The sequence below is a fragment of the Sulfuriferula sp. genome, assembly GCF_054605375.1.
Genome location: NZ_JBTSEG010000001.1, coordinates 95,308 through 111,161, shown reverse-complemented (window position 1 = coordinate 111,161; position 15,854 = coordinate 95,308). Strand labels below are relative to the sequence as shown.

Annotated in this window: 15 protein-coding genes and 1 pseudogene; 10 read left to right on the top strand and 6 right to left on the bottom strand. The window is 55.6% G+C overall.

What is annotated here, in order from left to right:
- Positions 1-3 precede the first annotated feature (3 nt).
- From ACYCZJ_RS00580 to ACYCZJ_RS00565, 4 genes are all read right to left on the bottom strand, one after another.
- Entirely contained in the window at positions 4-387 is a 384-nt protein-coding gene (locus ACYCZJ_RS00580; protein WP_461552275.1) for a rhodanese-like domain-containing protein, read from the bottom strand.
- Positions 388-411: 24 nt separating this feature from the next.
- Complete coding sequence (locus ACYCZJ_RS00575) at positions 412-810, bottom strand: group II truncated hemoglobin (protein ID WP_461552274.1); 399 nt, start codon at positions 808-810, stop codon at positions 412-414.
- A gap of 155 nt (positions 811-965) precedes the next feature.
- Complete coding sequence (locus ACYCZJ_RS00570; RefSeq protein WP_461552273.1) at positions 966-1,820, bottom strand: hypothetical protein; 855 nt, start codon at positions 1,818-1,820, stop codon at positions 966-968.
- 1 nt (position 1,821) lies between these two features.
- Positions 1,822-2,772: an MBL fold metallo-hydrolase gene (locus tag ACYCZJ_RS00565; RefSeq protein WP_461552272.1), complete on the bottom strand. Its 951-nt coding sequence runs from the start codon at positions 2,770-2,772 to the stop codon at positions 1,822-1,824.
- Between the two features lie 106 nt (positions 2,773-2,878).
- Here ACYCZJ_RS00565 and ACYCZJ_RS00560 point away from each other — a divergent pair, with 106 nt between their 5' ends.
- The 4 genes from ACYCZJ_RS00560 (at position 2,879) to ppx (ending at position 7,153) form a co-directional block, all read left to right on the top strand.
- Positions 2,879-3,409, top strand: a complete 531-nt coding sequence (locus ACYCZJ_RS00560) for a GyrI-like domain-containing protein (protein WP_461552271.1) — start codon at positions 2,879-2,881, stop codon at positions 3,407-3,409.
- A 15-nt stretch (positions 3,410-3,424) separates the two neighbouring features.
- Positions 3,425-4,348 (top strand): CobD/CbiB family protein, encoded by a 924-nt coding sequence (locus tag ACYCZJ_RS00555; RefSeq protein ID WP_461552270.1) that lies wholly within the window; start codon positions 3,425-3,427, stop codon positions 4,346-4,348.
- Positions 4,349-4,351: 3 nt separating this feature from the next.
- The gene (locus tag ACYCZJ_RS00550) at positions 4,352-5,581 is read left to right on the top strand and encodes a nucleoside recognition domain-containing protein (protein WP_461552269.1); all 1,230 of its coding nucleotides are present in this window, start codon (positions 4,352-4,354) and stop codon (positions 5,579-5,581) included.
- A gap of 75 nt (positions 5,582-5,656) precedes the next feature.
- On the top strand, positions 5,657-7,153 hold the full coding sequence (gene ppx, locus ACYCZJ_RS00545) for an exopolyphosphatase (RefSeq protein WP_461552268.1): 1,497 nt from the start codon (positions 5,657-5,659) through the stop codon (positions 7,151-7,153).
- Between the two features lie 6 nt (positions 7,154-7,159).
- On the opposite strand, the gene ppk1 is transcribed toward ppx, so the two are convergent.
- Entirely contained in the window at positions 7,160-9,229 is a 2,070-nt protein-coding gene (gene ppk1, locus ACYCZJ_RS00540; RefSeq protein WP_461552267.1) for a polyphosphate kinase 1, read from the bottom strand.
- Between the two features lie 210 nt (positions 9,230-9,439).
- Here ppk1 and sixA point away from each other — a divergent pair, with 210 nt between their 5' ends.
- On the top strand, positions 9,440-9,916 hold the full coding sequence (gene sixA / locus ACYCZJ_RS00535; RefSeq protein ID WP_461552266.1) for a phosphohistidine phosphatase SixA: 477 nt from the start codon (positions 9,440-9,442) through the stop codon (positions 9,914-9,916).
- Here sixA and ACYCZJ_RS00530 read toward each other — a convergent pair.
- Positions 9,908-10,278, bottom strand: a pseudogene (locus tag ACYCZJ_RS00530) (response regulator). The gene sixA and the pseudogene ACYCZJ_RS00530 sit on opposite strands and share 9 nt — an antisense overlap.
- A gap of 122 nt (positions 10,279-10,400) precedes the next feature.
- Between ACYCZJ_RS00530 and dapA the strand changes: the two are divergent.
- From dapA to ACYCZJ_RS00505, 5 genes are read left to right on the top strand one after another with little or no spacing between them, the layout of a single operon-like run.
- Positions 10,401-11,276 (top strand): 4-hydroxy-tetrahydrodipicolinate synthase, encoded by an 876-nt coding sequence (gene dapA / locus ACYCZJ_RS00525; RefSeq protein WP_461552265.1) that lies wholly within the window; start codon positions 10,401-10,403, stop codon positions 11,274-11,276.
- Between the two features lie 23 nt (positions 11,277-11,299).
- Positions 11,300-12,457: an outer membrane protein assembly factor BamC gene (gene bamC, locus ACYCZJ_RS00520; RefSeq protein WP_461552264.1), complete on the top strand. Its 1,158-nt coding sequence runs from the start codon at positions 11,300-11,302 to the stop codon at positions 12,455-12,457.
- Positions 12,457-13,230: an MBL fold metallo-hydrolase gene (locus tag ACYCZJ_RS00515; RefSeq protein ID WP_461552263.1), complete on the top strand. Its 774-nt coding sequence runs from the start codon at positions 12,457-12,459 to the stop codon at positions 13,228-13,230. The genes bamC and ACYCZJ_RS00515 overlap by 1 nt, the downstream gene beginning before the upstream one ends.
- A gap of 12 nt (positions 13,231-13,242) precedes the next feature.
- Positions 13,243-14,427, top strand: coding sequence for an MFS transporter (locus tag ACYCZJ_RS00510; protein WP_461552262.1), 1,185 nt, complete (start codon positions 13,243-13,245; stop codon positions 14,425-14,427).
- A gap of 55 nt (positions 14,428-14,482) precedes the next feature.
- A complete protein-coding gene (locus tag ACYCZJ_RS00505; protein WP_461552261.1) occupies positions 14,483-15,847 on the top strand; it encodes a DEAD/DEAH box helicase in 1,365 nt (454 codons plus the stop codon).
- Positions 15,848-15,854: the final 7 nt, after the last annotated feature.

Sequence of the window (15,854 nt, the reverse complement as noted above, 5' to 3'; positions counted from 1 at the left end):
TAGCTAGCCCCCGAAATTGGTCGTGTCTTTCGCCACTTTCTGACCCGCGTTTATCCAGGCTTCAAACCCGCCAGCCATAGATACCGGGTTGATATAACCCAGGCGCTGCAAGCTGAGCGCGGCAAGCGCGGAGCGGCCGCCGGTTTTGCAATACAACAGGATTTCGGCTTCCTTGTTGGAAAGGGCCGGGTGGTCACCTGTTTTGAATTCCAGTACGCCGCGCGGAATATTCACCGCATTGGGTAAATGCCCGGCATCGAATTCGGCTGGTTCGCGCACGTCGATCACGATAGCACCGGCGCCAATGCGCGTCGCAGCGTTATTGGCGTCGGTTTCCTTGATCTGGGTTTTGGCTTCGGCGACAAGTTGCTGGGGTGTCATGCTCATTCAGTTCTTCCTTTAATAAAAAATTCAGTGTGTATTGCGCATATGGTCAGCGACTTTGGCAAATGCGGCTGATAATTCGCCGCGTAATTGCTGATCCTCAACGACCTCAAGCAGTGCGGTATTCATGCATAGCAGCCACTGGTCGCGTTCGGATGCGCCGATCGAAAAAGGCAAGTGCCGACGGCGCAGCATGGGGTGTCCGTATTCCTGCACATACAATTGCGGCCCATCCATCCAGCCGCACAAAAACTTGAACAGCTTGTCTTCCGAACCTTGCAAATCCTCCGCATGCAGTTTGCGGATGCCATAAGCCTCAGGCAACTCATCCATGACTTGATAGAAGCGCTTGACCAATGCTCGTATCGTGTCTGCGCCGCCAATACGGTCAAAGTGGCTGACGGTCGTCGCGGTTTCAGTTTGCATGGTTCCCCTGTTTGACTCTGCGCCGGTCAATGTTTGTGCGTGGCATCACGCCAACGTGCCGGGCAGGCGATATTATCCTATTTGCGCAGGATGATGGCGAGTGCACATGCTGCAATCTGATGGTTTAAACCGGAACAACCTTGAGTTTTCGGTATTTACTGAGGCACTTCTTCAATTTTCATCCACACGCCGCCCTGGGCTGCACTGGTGCTGCCGGTAACGCCCAGCAACGCTCTGTTTTGATGGTCCCCTTGCGTGTCAGTTCCGCCGATTTGCGTCCATTCCCCCAGGCGGGTGGTGATGGTCGTGTAAAGTCGTTGCTGTTCGACAGCCCCATTTGCTGACAGCTTATCCTGTTGCGGACTGATTTCCAGCGTTACATGTTGACCGTTGACGTGGGGTTTGGCATAAAAGCCGCTACCGATATCGCGATAGACACGGCTATCTGAAATGATGGCTCCGCCGGGGGACAGATAAACCTGATGCATCTGTATGGGAATGGACACCCCGGTTTGGATATAGGCGCTACCGCCGTCGACCACGCGTAACATCTGGTTGGTGTGCTGATCTGTGCTGCGCTGGGTATTGCCCAGGCGTATGCCGGCATTGACGTCGCCATTGCGGATGCCGGTGGTAACCTGGCCATCAGGGCTGGTACCCGATTGACGTCGCGGCGACATGGTATTTCTGCCGAGATTTACATGTCCTGACAATTCGTTCTGTTCGTTGTTTTGCTGATGATTCTGGCTGACATAAATCAGCAATTGACGTGCCGGTATGTCTATTTTGGCAAGCGCAGCCTTGATTTGTGCGCGATTGGCGCTGGATGCGCGCAGGATAATCTGGTCGTTGATCCCTGTCATTACTCCGCCGGGTTCCAGTAGCGGGCGCAAAACCGGCAGTACCCCGCTGACACTGCGATTCTGCAGGGTGAGGACTTCCATCCCGCTAGCCAGCGCCAGGGTGGGCAACAGGCACATCAAGACGATGACCCGATACAACGCGCGCACGTTATTTCTCCAGTGATTCTTTTTCCATCAATATATAGGTATTGTAGGCATTGGGACGATTAGCTTGCGGGAACGCCGGCAATTTGGCGTATTTTGACCAGTCGGTGTGTGCGTAGGCTTCGTCGAAAGGCACCAGATTACTCACAGCCTTGCCCATTTCTGTGCGTACGTAAGTGAGATAGTCACGAGTCAGAGTCAGGTCAGAGAGCGGTGTATCGGAAACCGCACCATGTCCTGGTACCAGGACGCGTGGTTTCAATGCGATGAGTTTGTTGAGTGCTGCGAGCCAGGCTTTGCTGTCGGCATCGCCGATGAAGGGCACGCGACCCTTGAAGACCAGATCGCCTGCATATAGTACGCCGTCTTCCTTCACCAGCATGGCCATGTCCTCGGCAGAATGCGCCGGTCCGACAAAGCGCAAGGCAAAATGGACGCCGCCCATCTCGAAATCGGTATCGCCATCCAGCCATTTGTCAGCCGGTGTTAGGTGGGTGTTTTGGTCTACCCATGGGAATAGCGTTTCCTTACGCTGTGCCAGGCGAGCAGCCGCAGCATCAGTACGGATCGCGCCCTGGCCATTTTTATGGGCCCAGATTTCCGCACCCAGCTCTTTAAATACCTGCGTGCCGTAATAGTGATCGGCATGGTAGTGACTGATAATGACGATCTTGATCGGTTGCTGGGTGATTTTGCGGATTTGCTTGACCAGTTCCGCTGCCAGTGACGGGGTGCCCAGTGTGTCAAACACCACGACCCCGGCCGGTGTGATGACAAACCCGGCGTTGGACATATAGCCTTCGTTGGCGGAGGAGGCTGCACCGGATAAGCCTTGCACGTAATAACTATGGGTACCCACTTTAATCGGAGTGACCTTGACGCCGACAGCGGCATATTGCGCGCCATGTGCAAACGTAACGATGCAGAACAGGAATAGCGCGGTGAGTATTTTCATGGGAAACCTCCTTTATTATCGTATTTCCTGGCATTGTACGCGCGACAGTGGTTGTTGCGGTATGGTATCTTCCCACCGTGTAAAACAGCTTCCCTGAGGATAAGTTTTGATCAAGAGAAATTGGTTTCCTTTTCTGCTGGCTTTTGTGTTGCCGATTGTGCTGGTGTTCTGGTGGTGGGGTGGATTTAATCGTGCAACGATAGTGCAGACCGTGGCGGGCCCCTATCATTATGTGTATGCCGAACACATTGGTGATTATGGCAAAATCCCTGACATACAGGTGAAGGTGGCCGACGCGCTGCGCGCCCAGGGCATTGCGCCGGGTGCGCCGGTTGCTATCCTCTATAATGATCCGCGTACTACACCGAAAAGCAGCCAGCGTGCACACGTTGGCTATTTGCTGGCTCCCGGCGTGGTCATCAAAGCGCCGTTGCAGGTAGGGGATATTCCGGCACGGCCAGTGCTGGAAGCCCGTGTGCAGGCCAGCATGCTGCTGGCACCGAGCACTGCCTATCAGGCATTGCACGATTACCTCAAATCCAGCGGACAGGATATCCGCATGCCTACGGTAGAAATTTACGTGCCAGGAAAATCCATCAACCAGATGGGTGTGCTGACCGTGGAAATGCCGATTTGACCGGCTGACGGCGCGATGACCTTCTTCTCACTGCTCGCCGCCTTTCTGCTTGAATACTTCCGGCCATTGGGCTATCCATTACCGCACTATCGGGCGTTTTGGCGCTACGCGCAATACATCGAACGTTATCTCAATACAGGGTCATATCAATATGGCGTTTTTGCATGGCTGGTAGCGGTATTGCCCGTTCTGATGGCGGTGAGCGTCATATATTTCCTGCTGGAGAACGTGAGCCCCTTGCTGGCCTGGATATGGAGCGCATTCGTTCTGTATGCGACGCTAGGCTTTAGGTATTTCAGCAAGACAGGCGAACGCATCGCGCGAGCCCTGGAGGTGGATGAACTGGATGCCGCGCGCAAAGTCCTGGCTGAATGGCGCGGACTGGATGCCAGCACATTGAACGCCAGTGATATTGCACGACTTGCCACGGAGCGTACCTTGGAGAGTGCACATCGACAGATGTTCGGGGTCATTGTGTGTTTCGTGTTGTTGTCGCCATTGGGGCCGGTGGGTGCAGTTCTGTATCGTCTGGCGTCGATTCTCGGACGCAAATGGCTCAGCACAACCGGAGGAGGGCAATTTGGTGAATTTGCCGCGCGCGCCTATTACTGGATCAACTGGATTCCGGTCCGATTGACTGCGCTCAGCTTTGCAGTGGCGGGTGATTTCGAGGATGCCATCTATTGTTGGCGCACACAGGCGCAAGATTGGCCGGATGCGGCTGAGGGGATCGTGCTGGCAAGTGGTGCAGGGGCGCTCGGGGTACGGCTCGGGTTGCCGATTAGCGATGCTGATGGAGAAATATATCGGCCCGAACTCGGTCTGGGAGACAGTGCCGATGCCCAATATCTGGATAGCGCGGTGAGTTTGTGCTGGCGGGTACTTGGATTGTGGCTGCTGGTTTTATTGCTGATTGCACTGGCCAAACTGGCGGGATAAATTTTGCTCAACGCAATCTGGATCGGTTTTTTTCTCATTGCGTTTGTCTTTGCTGCTGTCAATTTGATATTTTTTGGTCAGATCGACAGTTTTGCGCTGGTCATGAAAGCCGCTTTCGACGCTGCAAAAAACGGCTTTGAAATCGCCCTGGGCCTGACCGGTGTCATGGCGCTATGGCTGGGTGTGATGCGCGTGGGCGAACGTGCCGGATTTTTGCAGGGGCTGACCTGGTTACTGGCGCCCTTGTTTCAGCGCCTGTTCCCCGATGTGCCGCGCAACCATCCTGCCCTGGGCGCCATTACCATGAACATGGCAGCGAATATGCTGGGGCTGGACAATGCCGCTACGCCGATCGGCATCAAGGCCATGCAGGAATTGCAGACGCTCAACCCGGACAAAGAAACGGCTTCGAATGCGCAAATTCTGTTTCTGGTGATCAATGCTTCTTCGGTCACATTGCTTCCGGTGACTATTTTCACCTACCGTGCCCAGGCGGGCGCACACGATCCCACCGATGTGTTCATTCCCATACTGATTGCCACTTATTGCTCCACCATGGCGGGCTTGTTGGCGACAGCTTTTTATCAGCGCATCAACTTGCTTGATCGAGTCATACTGGCTTATCTTGCCGCGATCAGTGCTGCGGTATTCGGCCTGGTAGCCTATTTTGCACAATTGCCTGCGGCAGAGATGTTGCGTCAATCGGCGCTGGTGAGTAACGTGTTACTGTTTGGTCTGGTTACCTTGTTTATTGGCGGCGCGGCAGTGCGTCGCGTCAATGCCTACGAAGCCTTTATCGAAGGCGCCAAGGACGGTTTTCATACTGCTGTTACCATTATTCCGTACCTTGTTGCCATGCTCGTCGCGATTGCGGTTTTCCGTGCCAGTGGCGCGCTGGATTTGCTGCTCCACGGCATTCGCAACGGCGTGGTCATGATGGGCTGGGACACCCGCTTCGTGGATGCGTTACCGACTGCCCTGATGAAGCCGTTGTCGGGGAGCGGGGCGCGCGCAATGATGATCGATACCATGCATACTTTTGGCGCGGATTCTTTTGCCGGACGGCTGGCTTCGGTAGTGCAGGGTAGTACTGAAACCACTTTTTATGTGCTTGCCGTGTATTTTGGCGCAGTCGGTATCCGGCGCGTACGTCATGCGGTGATTTGCGGTTTGCTGGCGGACCTGGGCGGCTTGGCCGCTGCAATTGCAGTGACCTATATGTTTTTCGGATAATGCATGGGCGCAAAAAAATTGATGCTTTTCTTTGCGGGCTCAATGACGATTTTTGGAATTAATTAATGCGGTGACATGAGCGAATATTCAATTCTGGCAGCAGTAGATCTGGGGTCCAACAGTTTCAAGCTGCAGGTGGCGCGGGTAGTGGATGACCAGATTTATCCGCTGGATGCACTCAAGGAGCCTGTACGGCTCGCAGCAGGGGTGGATGCGGACAAACATCTCGACGCGGATTCACAGCAACGTGCACTCGATTGCCTGAAACGCTTTGGCGAGCGCCTGCGGGAGTTGCCATCGGGTGCAGTACGTTGTGTGGGCACGAGCGCGCTGCGCGTTGCGGAAAATGCCGAGGAATTTCTGGAAAAAGCGGAGGCGGCGCTGGGCTGTCCGATCGAAGTGATTGCCGGGCGTGAAGAAGCCCGGCTGGTTTACATCGGCGTCGCTCACAGCCTGCCAGCCACCCAACAGGCACGGCTGGTAGTGGATATCGGTGGCGGCTCGACAGAATGTATCGTGGGCGAGGGTTATACTCCGCGCCTGATGGAAAGCCTGCATATGGGCTGCGTCAATTTTAGCCAGCGCTTTTTCCCCGATGGCCGCATAGACAAGCATGCGATGAAGCAGGCTGAGCTCGCTGCCCGTGCCGAGGTGCAGACCATTGCTGCCAGCTATGCCGGGCAATGGCAGGAAGCGATCGGTTCCAGCGGTTCGGCACGTGCACTGGCCGATGTGCTGATGCAGAACGGCTGGGCCGAATCAGGCATTACCGCGGCAGGGTTGGCGGAGTTGCGCACCCAGCTGATTCGCGCCGGCAGTCTCGACAAGCTTGACTTGCCGGGTTTGAAATCAGATCGCAAACCGGTAATTGCCGGCGGCTTCGCCATCATGAGCGGTGTATTTGCAGAATTTGGCATTGAACACATGATCGCCGCCGACGGTGCGTTACGCGAGGGTGTTCTGTACGATTTGATGGGGCGTTTCCATCATCGTGACATGCGTGTCGCTACCGTGGAACAGTTTATGAGCCGCTACCATGTGGATACGCCACAGGCTGAACGCGTGGCAGTATTGGCTGGCCGGTTGTTTGACCAGATGCAGGCGGACGCAACAGCAGATACTGCCGCCGTTCGCATTTTTTTGCAGTGGGCGGCACAGTTGCATGAAATCGGTATTTCGATCGCCCACTCCGGTTACCATAAACACGGTGCGTACATCCTTGCAAATGCCGACATGCCTGGTTTTTCCCGTATGGATCAGACGCTGTTGGGGCGGTTGGTGCGTGCGCAACGTGGTGGGCTGAACAAGTTGCCTGAGTTTCAGCACGATAACGCTGAGCCAGTCGAGTATATTACCCGTCTTGCGGTATTGGCATTGCGCCTGGCCGTGCTGTTTTACCGTAGCCGTGCGGATGTGGTGCTGCCAGAGCTGAGATTGGCATGTCAGGGTTCAAACTACCGGCTTTCATTATCTGAAGAATGGCTGGCGGATAACCTGCTGACGGCAACGGCGCTGGAAGAAGAGAAAGCCGATTTGAAAGCAGTTGGAATCAAATTGGTTTATCCCGACTGAAACGGGTCAAGTCACGGGTTTTGCCAGCAGATACAACAGGGCCTGCTGTGCGCTGAATGGCTGCGCCCGGCGTCGGGTACGGTGGCGATAGGTGCCTTGATGGTCCATCTCCCACGCTTGCTGGTTATCCCTGAGATAAGGTTTCAGACCTTCAGCGATGACGCGTTTTTTCAGGCGCGGCTCAAGTATCGGAAAACACGCTTCTATGCGGCGGAAGAAATTACGATCCATCCAGTCTGCGCTGGATAGATAAACGTGATCTATGCCATTGTCCCGGAAATAAAAAATACGTGTGTGCTCGAGAAATCTGCCAATAATGGAGCGCACACGAATATTTTCGGAAAGGCCGGGAATACCCGGTTTCAATGCGCATACGCCACGCACGATCAGATCTATTTTCACGCCCGCCTGAGATGCTTCATACAACGTGCGGATGATTTCCGGTTCAAGCAGCGCATTCATTTTTGCAATAATGGCAGCAGGTAGTCCATTGCGCGCGTGTTCGGTTTCACGCTTGATGGCAGCGATCACCTGGCTGTGCAGCGTAAATGGAGATTGCCACAAGTGTTTGAGGCGTGACGCCTTACCCAGCCCGGTGAGTTGGGTGAAGATCTCATTCACATCGGCGCAGATCGCTTCGTTACAGGTTAGCAGGCCAAAATCCGTGTACAGACGCGCGGTACGGGCATGGTAGTTGCCGGTGCCGAGATGCGCGTAACGCCGCAATATGCCCTCCTCGCGGCGTACCACCAGCGCCATCTTGGCATGCGTCTTGTGGGCTACCACGCCATACACGACATGAGCACCTGCTTCTTCCAGTTTGGCTGCCCAATTGATGTTGGCTTCCTCGTCAAAGCGTGCCATCAGCTCGACGACCACGGTTACTTCCTTGCCGCTCAGTGCTGCTGCTATCAATGCCTGCATCAACATTGAGTCGGTGCCGGTGCGATACACCGTTTGACGGATAGCCAGCACCTGGGGATCGTCGGCTGCCTGGCGAATAAAATCAATGACCGGCTGGAATGACTGGAACGGGTGGTGCAGCAGAATATCGCCGCGCCGCACGATACTGAATATGTCTCCGGGCTTGGTCAATGGATTGGGCAGGCCGGGAATGAATGACGGAAATTTCAGGTCGGGCCGGTCTACCTGATCGGGTATTTGCATCAGCCGCACCAGATTGACCAATCCACTTACCTGATAAAAATCTTCACGCTGCAGATTGAATTGCGCAAGCAGGAAATCCGCCATTTCAGGCGAGCAGTTATCGGCTACTTCCAGCCTGACTGCATTGCCGTAATGCCGATGCGGCAGCTCTCCCTGCAGCGCCTCGCGCAGGTTTTTGGTTTCCTCTTCATCGACGAACAGATCGGAATTGCGCGTGACGCGGAACTGGTAACAGCCTTGCACCGTCATGCCGGCGAATAATTCATTGACGTGCGCATGCAGGATGGACGACAAAAACACAAAACCATATTCGCACCCGGCAATTTCCTCCGGCATGCGGATCACGCGCGGCAATGAACGCGGTGCCTGTACCACGGCAGCGCCGGAATTGCGACCGAAAGCATCGCGCCCGGATAATTCCACCGCAAAATTCAAACTTTTATTGAGCACGCGCGGGAACGGATGCGCCGGGTCCAGCCCGATCGGCGTCAGTACCGGCATCAGTTCACGGAAAAAGTAGGCGCGGATCCATGCGGTCTGTTCCTCGTTCCAGTGAGTTCGTCGCAAAAAACGAATACCCTGATCGGCCAGTTGCGGCAGGATGGATTGATTCAGGGTTTCGTACTGCCTTTCTACCAGGGTATGCGCACGCGGGACAGCATCGCGAAAAGTCTGTCTGGCACTTAGTCCATCCGAGCTTACTGCAGAAGAATTCAGCGCAATGTGCTCCTTCAGTTCAGCCACACGGACTTCGAAAAATTCATCCAGGTTGCTGCTGACGATGCAGATGAATTTCAGCCGTTCCAGGAGCGGTACACTGTCGTCCTCAGCTTGAGACAGTACGCGTTCATTGAAAGCCAATAGACTGAGCTCACGGTTGAGGAAATTTTCAGGATTGGTTGCGGTCATGCCAGCATGGTATCAAAGTAAGGCTAATATCGTTGTAAATGGCAGGCAAAGTTTGCCATAAGTTGTTTATATGATTTTTTTGTGACAAAACAATGACAGTAGTAATTGAACTCAAACCAGGCGGGTGTACTTCAACCTGTCCGTATTGGAGAAGGCTGGTTTAAGAATATGGGGATGCCGGTTTTAATCCCGTAACAATGGAGCGCTAGCATGTACGATTTTATGGAAGCAGACATGGATTTGATTCTGTGGCGTCATGCCGATGCGGTAGATGGCTCGCCGGATATGGGACGTGAACTCACTACCAAAGGGCACAAACAGGCTGCACAAGTCGCAGCATGGTTGAATGCACGCTTACCCAAAAACGCGGTGATCCTGGTTAGTCCGGCGCAGCGTGCACAGCAGACTGCCAAGGCATTGGGGCGGCCTTTCGAAACAATCAAAAAGATCGCCCCGGGTGCCGATGCCATGAATGTCGTTCTTGCAGCAGGCTGGCCGGATGCGGGGGGGTGTGTCGTGATTGTCGGCCACCAGCCCAGCCTGGGGCAGACGGCGGCATTGTTATTGTGTGGGGCTGAATCGGATTTTTCGATCAAGAAAGGCGGCTTGTGGTGGCTTACCAATCGTGTTCGGCAAGCCACGCAACAAACCATGGTGCGCGCAGTGATGACACCGGAATTAGCCTAGATTCCAGGCAGTATCCGTATCAAGGTAGTGCGAGTGCGTCGCCAGTGAAGGGTTTGCAATATAGCCAATGGCACCGGCATTGCGGGCTTCAGCGATGTTCTCAGGCAGCGCTTCGGCGGTGATCAGCAATACCGGGTCACGACGAATCTCACGCAACAATTCGATCCCGCTCCTATTGGGCATGCTCCAGTCAGTAATGACCACATCGAAATGCCTGGTACGCAGTTTTCCAGCGCTGCCACACCATCTCCCGCTTCTTCGCACTGGATGTGGGCGACATCTTTCAGCAGGTGGCGCAGCATACGGCGCATGCTGGAAAAATCGTCCACCAGCAGCAGAAATTTAAGCGGTTTATCCATCATGCGCTTCCCTTTTTAGATGTTTTAGCTACTCCGATCGTGAATAGTACGTGCTTCTCAAGCTGGTTTCCGGGGGCGAGGTTATCGGGTAAACTGGCCGGATTTAAATTCAAGCGGATGACGGCATGTTAAAAGGCAGTTTGGTCGCCATTGTGACGCCCATGCAGGACGATGGCAGCCTTGATCTGGTGCGCTTGCGCGCGCTGGTGGATTGGCATGCTGCGCAGGGCACGGACGGTATCGTTGTGGTCGGTACGACAGGCGAGTCGCCAACGGTGAGCTATGAAGAGCATTGCGCGCTGATTCGAGCGGTGGTTGAACAAACTGCCGGGCGTATGGCGGTGATCGCGGGTACCGGGGCGAACTCTACGTCGGAAGCCATCGAATTGACGCAGTGCGCCAAATCCGCCGGTGCCGATTATGCGTTGTCGGTGGCACCGTATTACAACAAACCGACGCAAGAGGGTTTGTATCAACATTTCAGAGCGATTGCCGAAGCCGAGGATTTGCCGCTGATACTCTACAATGTACCGGGGCGCACAGTCAGTGATATCAGCAACGACACGACGTTGCGCCTGGCCGAGGTGCCCGGTATTGTCGGCATCAAGGATGCAACCGGCAGTATTGAGCGCGCCACCGATCTTATCCTGCGCGCCCCGGCTGATTTCGCTTTATATACCGGCGATGATGCGACGGGACTGGCTTTCATGCTGATGGGCGGGCATGGTGTGATTTCTGTCACAGCCAATATCGCGCCTCGTGCCATGCATGAAATGTGCGTCGCAGCCTTCAACGGGGAACTGCCGCGCGCGCGCGAACTCAATCAGAAACTGTTCGGCCTGCACCAGAAATTGTTCGTCGAGGCCAATCCGATCCCGGTTAAATGGGCATTGGCCGAGATGGAGCTGATTGGTGCCGGAATACGTTTGCCGATGACGCCGTTGTCTGCAGAGCACCACGATACATTGCGCCGGGCCATGCGCCGGGCCAATGCCATGTAATAGTATTTTAAGGATTGGTAACCATGAAACGTAGCAAATTGTGGATGACGCTGGTGAGCGCGATGGTGACATTGAGCGTTGCCGGCTGTGGCAGCATGGATATACTGAAATCCAAAAAGATCGATTACAAATCCGCGGGTACAGTGCCCACGCTGGAAGTACCCCCCGACCTGACTGCGCCCACCGCTGATAGCCGCTACCAGGTGCCGGATCTGAATCCGCGCGGCAGTGCAACATATTCTGCATACCATGCGGAACGTAGCGAAAATGCGGGTAGCGGGAAAAGCGATATTTTGCCTACCGAGAGTAACGTACGCATCGAGCGGGCCGGTAGCGAGCGCTGGATGATTGTCAATATGCCGCCTGAAAAGGTCTGGCCGATCGTCAAGGATTTCTGGCAGGAAAATGGCTTTGTGATCAATGTCGAGGATCCACAAGCCGGCATTATGGAAACCGACTGGGCAGAAAACCGCGCCAAAATCCCCCAGGACATGATCCGCAACTTGTTGGGCAAAGTAGTGGATAACCTTTATTCCACTCCTCAGCGCGATAAATTTCGTACCCGTCTTGAACGTACCACCAATCCGCCGGGCGGAACCGAAATTTATATCAGTCATCGCGGCATGGTTGAAGTGTATACCGGCAATAGCTTCGAGGATAAAAGCACTGTCTGGCAGCCGCGCCCGGCTGATCCGGGACTTGAAGCTGAAATGTTAAGCCGTCTGATGGAACGTTTTGGCGTAGCGAAAGCGCAGGCCAAGGCGATGCTGGCCGAGCAGAATCAGCCAGATCGTGCCAAACTCGCCAAGGCCGGAGACGGCTCTCCGATGCTGGCGCTTACCGATCCATTTGATCGCGCCTGGCGACGCGTGGGGCTGGCGCTGGATCGTATCAACTTCACGGTGGAAGATCGTAACCGCGCCAAGGGAATTTATTACGTGCGTTATATCGATCCTCAGGACGATGTTGAAACCAAACAAAGCACTGGTTTCCTGAGCAAACTGGCGTTCTGGCGTAGCTCGAAGAAAACCGCCGCACACGGTGATCGCTATCAGATTGAAGTTTCTGAAAATCAGGCGGCCAATGGTTCCGATGTGCGCGTATTGACCGATCAGGGCACGCAGGCAAAACCGGAAACAGCGAACAAGATATTCAAGCTATTGCTCGAACAGCTCAAGTAATGCGTTTTGCGTCACTCGGCAGCGGCAGCGAGGGTAATGCCCTGGTTGTCGAGGTGGGGCGTACGCGCATCATGCTCGACTGTGGTTTCGGTCTGCGGGATACGGTACGTCGCCTGGCGGCCAAGGCGCTTCTGCCCGAAGACGTCGATGCCATTGTCATTACCCATGAGCACAGCGATCACATCGGTGGTGCGGCGCGATTTTCCCGTAAATACGGCATCCCGGTGTGGATGACACGCGGCACGCTGGCCGTGTTTTGCAATCAGTGCGCACATTTACCCGAGATTAACGAACTCGATAGTCATACGGCTTTCGCCATCGGCGATATCGAAATTCATCCTTTTCCGGTTCCTCACGATGCGCGTGAACCGGTGCAGTTCGTGTTTGGCGATGGTGTCTACCGGCTGGGCGTGCTTACCGATGTGGGTGCCTCGACTGCGCATATTGAAGCCATGTTATCGGGTTGCGATGCGCTGGTGCTGGAGTGTAATCACGACCGTGATCTGCTCGATAAAAGCGCATATCCATCTGGCCTTAAACGCCGTATTTCTGGACGTTTTGGCCATCTTGACAACCAGGCTGCCGCGGCGCTGCTGTCCAAACTGGATAACACACGGCTGCAACATCTGGTGGCTGCCCATCTGTCCAAACACAACAATACGCCACAGTTGGCATTGCAGGCACTGGCAGGAGTGTTGGGCTGCACACCGGACTGGTTCAGTCATGCGAGCCAGGACGACGGTTTTGACTGGCGCGAGTTGCGTACGGCGTGATTCGTTAGAGGGATGCAAACTTCACCGCCGATTTCCCCGCGACTGGTTGGCCTGCTGGCTATAGCGGCCGGTGCAACCGTGGCCAATCTGTATTACAGCCAGCCCCTCCTGGTCGAAATTGCGACTGAGTTTAAAGTGCAACCGGCAGCGGTGAGTGTGGTGCCGACAGCCACCCAGCTTGGTTATGCAGCCGGTTTGCTGCTGCTGGTTCCGCTTGGTGACAGCATGGAACGCCGCCGCCTGATTGTGGCAACGACGCTATGCTCAGTGTTGATGATGTTTGGCGTCGCGTTCGCGCCTACGCTGGGCTGGTTGACCTTGGCCAGTTTCCTGCTGGGGGCGGTGAGTGTGGTACCGCAGCTGGCAGTGCCCTTTGCAGCACATCTGGCAGCACCCGAGCAGCGTGGACGGATTGTCGGCATTGTGATGAGCGGACTGCTGGTCGGCATCCTGCTATCGCGTACCCTGAGTGGTTGGATCGGGGCTTATACAGGCAACTGGCGCGATATATATCTGCTGGCGATTGGGGTGATGTTGATGCTGGCTGTATTGCTGCAACGCACGCTACCACGTTTGCCACCGAGTCGGCCGATTCCCTACACGGCATTGCTGGCTTCGCTGATTCATCTAGTGCGGAGCGAGCCGGTGTTGCGCCGCCATGCGCTGGTGGGCGGGTGTGGATTTGCTGCGTTCAGCGTGTTCTGGACCACCCTGGCGTTTCATTTGCATCAGCTGTCCCCCGGCTATGGCAGCGAGGTGGCAGGAATGTTTGGCCTGATCGGCGTGACTGGCGCCCTGGTTGCGCCATTGGCCGGGCGTCTTGCTGACCGTGTGGCAGCGCCCGTCTTGAATGGCGGAGCTTTGCTCCTGATATTGCTGGCGTTCCTGCTGATGGGATTGACCGGCGCTACCCTGCCTGGACTGGCGCTCGGCGTGGTGCTGCTGGATGCCGGTGTACAGGCCAGTCATCTGTCCAATCAGACGCGTATTTATGCGCTTCACCCGGATTTGCGCAACCGCCTCAATGCCATCTATATGGTGACGTATTTTCTGGGCGGTGCGGCAGGTTCGGCATTGGGCGGATACGCCTGGCAGCATGATGGATGGCTTGCGGTATGCGCTGTGGGTGCCGGGTTTGCGGTGGCCGGCATGTTTGCATTGTTTGCAATCGGGCGTGTCAATCCGTTGCCGAACTGACAGATAGCATGCGTATGCTGTACAATAAGCGCTTGATTTATCAGGAGCAATACGCATGGCTTTTTCCGATCTCGGCCTGGTGCCAGAGATACTCCGCGCTGTAGAAGAGTGCGGCTATACCGAACCCACGCCGGTTCAGGCGCAAGTGATACCGGTGGCACTGACTGGTTGCGATGTGATGGCCGGCGCGCAGACAGGCACCGGAAAGACCGCCGGATTTACCCTGCCGTTGTTGAGTCGTCTGGCGCCTTATGCCAGTTCCAGCCCATCGCCAGCACGCCATCCAATCCGCGCACTGATTCTCACCCCGACACGTGAACTGGCGATGCAGGTGGAAGAGAGCGTTCACCGTTACGGAAAATACCTGCCAGTGCGTATCAGCGTGGTGTACGGTGGCGTGAACATTAATCCGCAGATTGATGCGTTGCGCAGCGGTGTGGATATTCTGGTTGCCACGCCTGGGCGCCTGCTTGATCACGTGCAAAACAAAACGCTCAATCTTTCACAAGTGCAAATGCTGGTGCTGGACGAAGCCGATCGCATGCTGGACATGGGTTTCATGCCCGACTTGCGCCGCATCATCGCGTTGCTGCCGGCCGCGCGCCAGAACATGATGTTCTCCGCCACCTTCTCGGGCGAGATCAAGAAGCTCGCCGACAGCATGATGAACAACCCGCAACTGATCGAGGTGGCAGGGCGCAATACCGCCGCCGAGACGGTCACGCAAAGCGTGTTGCCGGTGCACAAGGAACGCAAGCATGCGCTATTGGCGCACCTGATCAAAACCCGCGAACTACGTCAGGTGCTGGTGTTCTGCGGCACCAAGATCGGCGCCAACCGGCTGGCGCAGCATTTGTGCCGGGACGGTATTCCGGCCAACGCCATTCATGGCGACAAAACCCAACAGGCACGGGTGGAAGCGCTGGATCAGTTCAAGCAAGGTGCGATTCAGGTGCTGGTAGCGACCGATGTCGCCGCGCGCGGGCTGGATATTGATCAGCTGCCGTGTGTAGTGAATTATGACCTTCCTCATGCCGCAGAGGACTACGTGCATCGTATTGGCCGTACCGGTCGCGCGGGTGCCAGCGGTATTGCACTGTCGCTGGTGGCGGAAGACGAGTTGCGTTATCTGGCGGATATAGAACGACTGCTTAACACAAAAATCACCTCCGAAATCATCCCCGGTTTTGAGCCTGAGCTGGGCGCCATGCCCGAGTCGACGCGCGCGCCGCGCGCGCGTAGCGAACGCCCTGCGGCACCGCTACGCGAGCCACTGGCAGGCACGCCGCCAGTGCGACGCGAGCGTGTAGACATCGAGGTGCCGGATACGCCACCCAGTGTGCGTGCCCAGGAATCCGCAGGAAGCGCGTGCAAACAGATTGCCGCGTTATTCCGGCCCCCTGTGAATTCGACTCGCTAATAACCTG